Genomic DNA, 8378 nt, shown 5'->3' with positions numbered 1-8378 from the left:
CGTCGGAATCGAGGACGAGGTGGTCGGGCCGAGAACCTCCGACGAGTTGCTCGGCCAGAGTGGAAGTGGTGATCTCGACCTTCGGCTGCGCGTCGTAGATCAGATCTCGCAACCGCTCGGCCGGGTGCTGCGGATCCAGGGCCACGTACGCTGCGCCCGCGTTCAATGTCGCGAGCAGCGCCACCACCATCTCGGAAGTACGCGGAAGCGCAAGTCCGACAATGTCGTCCGGGCCGACATCGCGGGCCCGAAGCAACCGGGCGAGCTTGTGGACGCGGCCACCGAGTTCTGCGCCTGTCAAACGTTCGTCACCGCACACGAGGACTGTGTCATCCGCGTGCTCGACAACGATGCGGTCGAACACGTCGGGAACGAGTTCGACCGAGCCGGGCAGCGGTGCAGTTTCGCGGCCGGCGAGAATCCGCGCGGCTTCGGCCGCAGGCATCATCTCCACCTGACCGACGGCAGGATCTCCCTCCCCGACCATCGCGTTGACGATGCTGACGAAACCAGCGAGGCGACGTTGAACCGATTCCCGAGTATTGGTACGCGCGTCCACTTCGAATCCGAGTAGAACTTCGCCGTCCGCAATGGGCGTCACCGTCAAACCCAGGTCCTCCGGCGGTCCCCCGGCGACGTTTCGCAGTACACCCACAGCGCCGGCGAAATCGAGGGCGAAGTCGAAAGCCTTGAGATTGATTCCGATCCCGTGAAGCAGTGCGCCGGTTCCGGCGACGCCCAGGTCCCGAGCAAGATTCTCACCGCGGTAGCGCTGGTGTGCGCGCAGGCTTTTCATCGTGGCGGCCACCTGCTTGCTCAGGTCACCGAGTCGATCGTGGCTGCGAATCGTCAACCGGAGAGGCAGAACGTTGACTGCCATGGCCGGCGTCTTGAGTGCCGTGCGGCCTACGCGCGCCATGAGTGGCATCGCGATGACAACATCCGTCTCGCCGAGCAGTCGGTGGAGAAACGCGCCGTAGCAGGCGATCAGTGCCTCGGCCCACGTTGTTCCCGTCGCGTCTGCCACCTCTTTGAGGCAGCTGAGGGCGTCGGCGGTAATGACCTCGCGAACCTGGATCGTTCGTTCCGCCGGACCGGTGACCTGCTGGCCGCGTCCGTCCAACGCGGGCAACGGCGTCAGGACATCACGCCAGTAGTCACGATCTTCCGCGAACTGCTCGCCAGCCCGGTACGCCTCGTCCTCGCTGACCAGATCTGTCATAGAACCGAATCGCGTTGGCGCGACCTCGGTTCCCTTCTTCGCGGCCGTGTAGTGCGCGGCGACTCGGCGCGAAATCATTGCTGCGCTGTATCCGTCGACGATCAGGTGGTGATAGAGCTGAATGCACCAGATCTCGCGATCGGAGAGCCTGATCAGCGAGTAGGTGTACAGCGGACGCTCCACCATCAGGCGGCAGTACTCGGACGCCCGGCTGCGCTCGGCGTCGACCAGTGCGTGCGCCACGGCTACGGGATCGCGCTCGTCACGGACGTCGGTGATCGGGATGATGCCAACCGGCTCGTCGGAGATGTACTGACGCGGGCCGTCCGCCGTCTCGATCATCCGCAGCCGCATGGTTTCGGCTTCACCGATCGTCGCCGTGATGGCGGCTGTCAGCAGTTCGGTGTCGATCGGTTCGTCACCCGAGATTTCGAGCACCTCACCGACGAGGTAGCTCCGAGATTCGGGATCAAGCCTCTGTGCGTTCCAAATCCCGAGTTGAGCTCCTGTGAGAGCAAACGTAGCTTCGCTCGCCGCTCCGGAGTTCGAACCTGGAAGAACGCTCACACTGATCCCCTCGTCTGTGGACACACGTCACCCAAGGGTGACCTAACGTCGTTTTGGGTAGCCTAAACTAAATGTCAATGAATCGGGGAATCCGCCTCGCCGGTGACCCGAGAACCGACGGCTCCCGACGCGTTAATCAGAGGACACGCGCTTCTACAACCGCTTGCGGGACAGTCTCTTTCGTGAATCGAAACGAGAAAGTGAAGGCTAGTCCATCAGCGTTGCCGCGACGGTTCCGCCCAGTTCATAACAACCATCGCGGACAGATTTGTCCACGCTCACAGTCACTTCGAGCGGATCCGCCACCGCGACCAATCCGAGCCCGGTGGCGAGTTTGCGCACCGAGGACACTGCACCGGCAGTGTCGTTGTTGCCGTGAACCCACAGGCCGTACGGTCGATCCGAAACCGCGCCGAGGCATTGGTAGTACGTGGTGTCGAAGAAGTATTTCAGCGCGCCCGACATGTAACCGAAATTGGCGGTGGTTCCGAAAAGATAGCCGTCAGCAGCGAGGACGTCGGGCACCGTCGCCGCCAACGCCGGCATCACCTTCACCTCGACGCCCTCGATCTCGGGATCGCGAGCCCCGGCCAGGACCGCATCCAACAATTCGTGGGTTGTCGGCGAGGGCGAGTGGTGAACCACCAACAGAGTCTTCACACACCTGACAATACGGCGACGGGTGGCGCACCCGTCGCCGTTCACGCCTACGCCGAAACCGTTTCCGCGCTCATCGCCTTGACCAGGTCGTCGGTTCGGGTGACCGAGGCGCAGCGCCCGGCCGCGTACTCGAGCGCACCGACATGCTCGTCCAGGGAGAAGTCGGCTACCGCGTCGCCCACGAAGAAGATCTGCACGTCTTGCATGAACCCGTCCAAAGCGGTAGTCAGGCAACCGATGTGGGCATAGATTCCGGTGATGATCAGCTGGTCACGCCCACTCTCGCGCAGCCGCTCACGCAGATCCGTCTTGATGAAGGCGCTGTAGCGCCATTTTGTGAGCATCACGTCGTCCGAATGCGGAGCCAACTCGGCGATCACGTCGGTGTGAGCGGGATCTGCCTTCAGACCCGGTCCCCAGAAATCCGACAGCAACGCACGCTCCTCGGGATCCTGATCACCGGGTTGCGCGGTGTAGACGATCGGGATTCCGGCAGCTCGCGCCGACGAACGAAGCCGGTCGATGTTCGGAACCACGGTTTGGAGCGGGTCGACGCTTCGGTCGTACGCGTTCACGAAATATTCCTGCATGTCGTGCAGAAGCAACACCGCTCGGGAAGGATCGAGAGTCCAGTCGACCCGATTCTGCGGAAACTCGGTGGGCATCTCGTATCGCACTGCTGTGGGTAGCGCCATGATGAATCTCCTCGAAAATGTGGGGGTGGGAACCGATCAACTCGACAGAGTCTGTGCGGCAATCGATTCGCTGAGAACACGGCGCAAGGCCGCCTTGCTGGTCTTTCCGACGCCGGTGACGGGGAACTCGGTCACGAACTCCACTCGATCCGGAACCTTGTACGCCGCAACGCCTCGGCCTCGTATGTATCGTTTGATCTCGCCGACGGTCGGCACATTTCCGGAAATCACCAGGACAGCACAGGTTCGTTCGCCCAGGTACTCGTCGGGAACAGCGACGACGGCCGCATCGTGGACAGCAGGATGCGAGAGCAGGTGGTTCTCGATCTCCTCGGCGGCCACCTTCTCGCCGCCGCGGTTGATCTGGTCCTTTGCGCGGCCCTCGACAATCAGGTGTCCCGAATCGGTGACGCTGACCAGATCGCCGGTGCGATAGAAACCTTCGGCGTCGAAGACCTCGGCATTGTGCGCATCCGCCCGGTAATAGCCGCGGATCGTGTACGGCCCCCGAGTCAGTAAGTGCCCCGTGGTTCCGGGCTCGACGAGCGCGCCATCGTCATCGACTACACGAACCTCGTCGTCCGGTGAAATGGGCCGGCCCTGCGTGCTGACGATCAATTCTTGCGTGTCGTCGAGGCGGGTGTAGTTGACCAAACCCTCAGCCATGCCGAACACCTGCTGGAGGGTGCAGCCCAACTCCTTGGGTACGCGTGCGGCAGCTTCGGCGCTGAACTTCGCTCCGCCGACGCCGAGAACCCGCAAGCTCGACAGGTCGTGATCTGCCTTGCTGGGGGCGGCCATCCACGCCAATGCGATCGGTGGAACCAACGACGCGTGCGTGACTCGCTCTGATTCGATCAGACCGAAAGCTGTGGACGGCATGGTGTCCGGCGCCAGAACCACGGTGCCGCCCGCGTGGAAGACACCGAGAATACCCGGCGAACTCATCGGAAAATTATGCGCTGCAGGGAGAACCACCAACATGCGCGTCGAGTCGTCGACGCCACAGATCGGGTTGGACGCTCGCACCGAGTAGAGGTAGTCGGCGTGCGTTCGCGGAATCAGCTTCGGAACACCGGTCGTGCCACCGGAAAGCTGAAGAAAGGCGACCGACAACGGATCGACGTCGGCAAGAACGGGAACCTCGTATCCGCGCAGCGAATCGAAACCGACAAACTCTTCGGGGTCACCGGCCACGATCACAACAGGCGGAGTCTCGAGGCCTTCGTTCACCTCGCGCGCCAGCGCGCGGTAGTCGAACCCGCCATGACGGTCGGCGACGATATAGGCAGCGACATCAGCGAACTGGCAGAAGTATCCGATTTCGGTTCGGCGATGCGCCGGCAACCCGAATACCGGCAGGGCGCCGAGCTTCAACACACCGAACAATGCTTCGACGTATTCCACGATGTTCGGCAGCTGCAGAAGCACCCGGTCACCGGCGCGAACACCCAAGCCGGACAGGCCTCCGGCCACGGCCGAGCTGCGACGATCGAGGTCGGAATATGTCAGCCGTGTCTGTGTGCCAGAGGCATCGCTGCCGACCACCGCTTCGTTGTCGGGATGCCGTGCGGCCGCGGCCGTGACGAATCCGGCCAGCGTCTCGTCAGTCCAATAGCCTCGTTCCCGATAATGCGTCACCAAATCGGGTGGATACTGTGCGACGGGTGCCAAGGGCTCGCGAGCGATCCTCGAGGTCATGCAAGTGACTCCTGTTCGAAAGTACTGTCAGCAAATACGTCTCACGCTTTGAGCGTCGCTCCACCGTCGACGTACAGCGCCTGCATGGTGATGTGGGCCGCCCGGTCGGACAGCAGGAAGTGCACCGAGTCCGCGATATCGTCTGCGGTGGCCAGTTTTCCGAGCGGAATGCCCAGGCGATAGCTCGCCAGATTGCCTTCGATGACCGCGTCGGCACCCGAATCGTCGGAAGGGTCCGACCACAGTGACCGCTGCATCGCTGTGTCGGTGGATCCCGGAGCGACCACGTTGACACGAATCCCGTCGGCGGCCAACTCCAGCCCAGCGGTTCGAACCAACATCGTCGCAGCAGCTTTGGACGAACCGTAAGCACCCATCCCGATACGTGGCACACCGGCTGCGTTGGACGAGACCACCACGATCGATCCGGTCCGCTGACGACGCATTTCCAGTCCCACACTTTGCAGCACGTTGAGCAAACCGAAGACGTTGACGCCGAAGATCTTCCGCCACTGATCGGGATCAGAGTCCAGCACCGATCCGGTGTCGAGTATTCCGGCGACGTGCGCGAGCGCGTCGATCCGGCCGTACGTGTCCATCGCGGAGGTCACTGCTGCATCGACTGCTTGCCGGTCGGTCACGTCCACGACGTGGGACTCGATCGCGGCGCCATCGGTGATGGTTTCTGCCAATTCCGCAGTTACCCGCTTCAATTCGACGTCGTCGCGATCGAGCAACGCCAGCGAATACCCGTCGCGCGCAAGCGTACGGGCCACTGCGGCGCCGATCCCCGCCGCAGCACCGGTGACCACGGCGATTCGGCGCTCGCTCACTGCGGGCACAGGACCTGAACCCAGGCATTGATCGTGGGCTCTTCTGCCAACTCCGCGAAGTCGGCATCCGCGCCCGCTCCCCGCCACCGTTCGACGAGCGTCATCAAGCGAACCGAGTCAAGGCCTTCGTCACCCAGGTCCGCGTCGTCGCCGAGTTGTTCTGCCCTCATCGACAGAACCTCGGCGACGTCGCGCACGATCTGGTCACGGTCCACGGTGTTGCTCATCGGTCTCCTCGAGTAGTGGTCGACGCGCTCAGATCGAGCCAACCCAACCCTCGTGTCGACCCCGTCCGCACGCCTTGACTTTAGGCCAGCCTAACCATAACGGTACGGAAGTACACAACCCGGGCGCTCGCAACACAAATTCACCCAAACTAAGGCTAGCCTCAACATAACAAGCAATCTGTCGAACTGGAAGGGTGTCCATGTCAGCACTCGCCGAAGTCTCCGAATTCCCGTTGCGCAACAACCGGACTGACGATGAAACGGACTCCGTTTTCCTGCTCTCACGTAGGCAAACGTCGATCCGCACTTCGGGAGTAGTCGAAGAATTCGACTCGGCCTTCGACGCTGCCGAAGCCCTCAAGACCGGGCGCATCGACTCGGTCGTCGGCGCCCTGCCGTTCTCCCCGGAGACGCCGTCCGCCCTCACCGCGCCACTGAGTTTCACACGAGTCCGCGGTGATCTATATCACTCCAACATCCCGTCATTACCCACTTCGCGGGTAGCCGGATTCGAACCCAGCCCGCAGATCCACACCGACAGGGTCCGCGGAGCCATCGAACGACTTCGAGCAGGCGAACTCGACAAAGTTGTCCTCGCACGCTCCCTGACCATCGAGGCCGAGTCCACGATCTTCCCCGCCGCTCTGGCCGAGAAACTGATTGCACTCGATCACGCGCACAACGGTTTCTGCGTCGACCTGTCCCCCGCCGGAGGAAAGTACCGCGGGCGTTCGCTGGTCGGTTCGACGCCCGAGGTTCTGATCGAAAGGCGAGGCGGCGTCGTCACCTGCCACCCGCTGGCGGGCTCGATTGCACGCCACCCGAATTCGGATCAGGACGAGGCGAATGCCGAGCAACTCCGCGCGTCGACCAAAGATCTCGCCGAACACGCGTTTGTCGTCGACTCCATCAGCGCGATACTCGGACCACTGTGCACGTCCTTCAATGCACCCAGCGCACCGGAAATCCTTCGGACACCGCAACTGTGGCATCTCGGGACCAAGATCGAAGGTGTCCTGATCGACCCGACCCTGACCTCGCTCGAACTCGCAATGGCGCTGCATCCGACTCCCGCTGTCTGCGGCACACCGACGGTCGCCGCACGCGAGCACATCACCGCAACCGAAGCCGATCGTGGGTTCTATGCCGGTGCCGTGGGCTGGTGCGACCGGACTGGAGACGGCGAGTGGATGGTTGCTATTCGTTGCGCCGAGATCGCAGCAGACGGCCTCTCGGCGCGGGCCTACGCCGGCGGCGGCATCGTCGCTACTTCCGACCCGGAAATCGAATTGAGAGAGACCAGTACAAAATTCCGCACGCTACTCAGTGCGTTCGACCTCGCTGAACATCAGCTCTGACAGGGCGTCACTTCTTCGAGGTGTTCAGGGCAATCGCGGCGTGAACGAGTGCCTTGAACGCCTTTTCGTCGACGGCTTCGCCCTCGTGGAAATCGATCGCCCGTCGCGTATTGCCCTCGAGGCTGGAGTTGAAGAGTCCTGAAGCGTCGTCGAGTGATGCGCCTTTGGCAAAGGTCACCTTCACTGCGCTCTTGTAAGTCTCACCGGTACAGATCATTCCGGCGTGGTACCACACGGGAACACCTCGCCACTTCCATTCCTCCACCACATCCGGATCCACTTCTTTGATCAGAGTTCGTATCCGGGCGAGCATCTCGCCCCGCCAGTCTCCGAGTTCCTCGATTCGCTGGTCGATCAACCGAGACGGGGAATCTGCGCCTTGCTTGTCGGACTCACTCTTCGCCATCGCTTCGTCACTTCCTGCTCGTCGCCGCCGATCTCCGGTGAGTCGAGTATCCCCTCCTGCACGCGGATTCACTCGGTGAATCACTGACGCATCACGACGTTTCGGCATAGGCGATTTCTTGCAGTTTCTGTCAAAGTGAGACGGACGTCCAGTATTCTCTGGGTACTAAGTCCCGATTCTTCGGCCTGGAGGACTGCATCGTGATCTGGAATCGACCGCTCACCCACTCAGTCGCTTGGGCTGCCGGATCGGTTGTTCTCGCCGCCGCGATTGTCGGCGTTCACACCGTTCCTGCGGCGGCGCAACAGGCCCGCGTCTTCGACGTACTGTGCACACCCACCGATGCAGGCCTTTCCGAGCTGTCCGGACTCACCGTCACCGCGGCCGGGATGTACGCAATCGGCGACAGCGGCTCCGACGATCGGGTCGCCGAACTCGATTCGAACTGCCACGTGCAGCGCTGGATCAGCGTGGGCACCCCTCGTGTCGACGTCGAGGATCTGTCGTCGACTCCCGACGGCCATCTGTGGCTGGCAGACATCGGCGACAACAACGCGGTACGAACGTCGGTCGGGCTGATCGAACTCGATCCGGCTTCAGGTGCGGCGACCTCCTACCCCCTGGCCTATCCGGACGGCGCGCACGACGCCGAGACACTACTGATCCAGAGCGACGGGGTTCCCGTCATCGTCACCAAGGACTACCTAGG

The 8378-nt window shown here is 62.4% G+C and carries 8 protein-coding genes and 1 pseudogene; 2 read left to right on the top strand and 7 right to left on the bottom strand.

Annotation, left to right across the window (positions count from 1 at the left end; all coding sequences use genetic code 11):
* The 6 genes from RWT78_RS25750 to RWT78_RS25725 form a co-directional block, all read right to left on the bottom strand.
* Positions 1-1789: condensation domain-containing protein (locus RWT78_RS25750; protein ID WP_314681824.1), on the bottom strand; the 1789-nt coding region annotated here is incomplete at its 3' end.
* Between the two features lie 207 nt (positions 1790-1996).
* Positions 1997-2449 carry a flavodoxin family protein gene (locus RWT78_RS25745; RefSeq protein WP_003942217.1) on the bottom strand — a complete coding sequence of 151 codons (453 nt, stop codon included), beginning with the start codon at positions 2447-2449 and terminating at the stop codon, positions 1997-1999.
* Between the two features lie 47 nt (positions 2450-2496).
* Positions 2497-3144 carry an isochorismatase family protein gene (locus tag RWT78_RS25740; protein ID WP_003942132.1) on the bottom strand — a complete coding sequence of 216 codons (648 nt, stop codon included), beginning with the start codon at positions 3142-3144 and terminating at the stop codon, positions 2497-2499.
* Positions 3145-3180: 36 nt separating this feature from the next.
* Positions 3181-4845 (bottom strand): (2,3-dihydroxybenzoyl)adenylate synthase, encoded by a 1665-nt coding sequence (locus tag RWT78_RS25735; RefSeq protein WP_314681821.1) that lies wholly within the window; start codon positions 4843-4845, stop codon positions 3181-3183.
* A 41-nt stretch (positions 4846-4886) separates the two neighbouring features.
* The gene (locus RWT78_RS25730) at positions 4887-5687 is read right to left on the bottom strand and encodes a 2,3-dihydro-2,3-dihydroxybenzoate dehydrogenase (protein WP_314681819.1); all 801 of its coding nucleotides are present in this window, start codon (positions 5685-5687) and stop codon (positions 4887-4889) included.
* A complete protein-coding gene (locus RWT78_RS25725) occupies positions 5675-5905 on the bottom strand; it encodes a phosphopantetheine-binding protein (protein ID WP_003942230.1) in 231 nt (76 codons plus the stop codon). Before RWT78_RS25725 ends, RWT78_RS25730 begins: the two co-directional genes overlap by 13 nt.
* A 200-nt stretch (positions 5906-6105) precedes the next feature.
* Here RWT78_RS25725 and RWT78_RS25720 point away from each other — a divergent pair, with 200 nt between their 5' ends.
* Positions 6106-7263, top strand: coding sequence for an isochorismate synthase (locus RWT78_RS25720; protein WP_314681816.1), 1158 nt, complete (start codon positions 6106-6108; stop codon positions 7261-7263).
* Between the two features lie 7 nt (positions 7264-7270).
* On the opposite strand, the gene RWT78_RS25715 is transcribed toward RWT78_RS25720, so the two are convergent.
* Positions 7271-7669 (bottom strand): DUF1801 domain-containing protein, encoded by a 399-nt coding sequence (locus RWT78_RS25715; protein ID WP_037130001.1) that lies wholly within the window; start codon positions 7667-7669, stop codon positions 7271-7273.
* 200 nt (positions 7670-7869) lie between these two features.
* Here RWT78_RS25715 and RWT78_RS25710 point away from each other — a divergent pair.
* A pseudogene (locus RWT78_RS25710) lies at positions 7870-8378 on the top strand (hypothetical protein); the annotation flags it as partial.

Origin of the sequence: uncultured Rhodococcus sp. (genome assembly GCF_963525155.1) — a bacterium.
Classification (GTDB): Bacteria; Actinomycetota; Actinomycetes; order Mycobacteriales; family Mycobacteriaceae; genus Rhodococcus_F; species Rhodococcus_F qingshengii.
Note: the sequence above shows the minus strand (reverse complement) of the source record. Positions and strands in the feature narration are given on the sequence as shown.